We start from the raw sequence: 689 nt of genomic DNA, 5'->3' as shown, positions 1-689 counted from the left end.
CTGAACTTCATCGAAAATCAGCAGAGCATTGTGCTTGTCACACAGCTCACGAACACCTTGCACGACAGCAGCGTTCCGTGTCCCGCTACAGCCCTCCCCTTTCCCTTCGTCCCTCCTTCTTTCTCCTTTCTTTTCCTCCCTCTCCTCCTCCCTTTCCTCCCTCTCTTTTTCTTTCCTCTTTCTCCCTTCTCCCTTTTTTTTTCCTCCCCCCTCCTCCTCCTCTTCCTTCCCCCCCCCTTTCCCTCCCTTCCCTCCTCCCCCTTTTCCTCCTTCTTCCTCCCCTCCCCTCTCTCCCCCCTCCTCCCCCCCTTCCTTTTTTCTTCCCTCCTTCCTTCTTTTTCTTTTCTCCCTCCCTCTCTTTCTCCTCTCTCCCCTCCTCCCTTCCCCTCCTCCTCCCCCTTTTCTTCCCCTCCCTCCCTCCCCCCTCTTTCTCTTTCCCCTTTCTCCCCCTTTTTTTCTCTTTCCTTCCGCTCTTGCCGCCGTCGTTTTCTGCGATCCTCTCCGTCGCCCTTTGATCTTGGGGGCCCGCCTTTGGTTGTTGCGCGCCGGCCCCCTAACGCCGCGTCTCGCCGGGCCGTTGCGCGGTTGTGCTCCGCGCTCGGCCGCGCCCCCGTCTGCCCTCCCGTCCCCTGTCCGCCTCTCGTCTGCAGTCTTCTGCTTGCCCCCCCCCCCCCCGCCCGCATCAACAC

Annotated in this window: 1 pseudogene; it reads right to left on the bottom strand. The window is 60.7% G+C overall.

What is annotated here, in order from left to right:
- Positions 1-689: pseudogene (locus tag GCE9029_RS25280) on the bottom strand (hypothetical protein); the annotation flags it as partial.

The organism is Grimontia celer (assembly GCF_900055185.1).
Lineage (GTDB): Bacteria > Pseudomonadota > Gammaproteobacteria > Enterobacterales > Vibrionaceae > Enterovibrio > Enterovibrio celer.
This window is presented reverse-complemented; position numbering and strand designations above follow the sequence as displayed.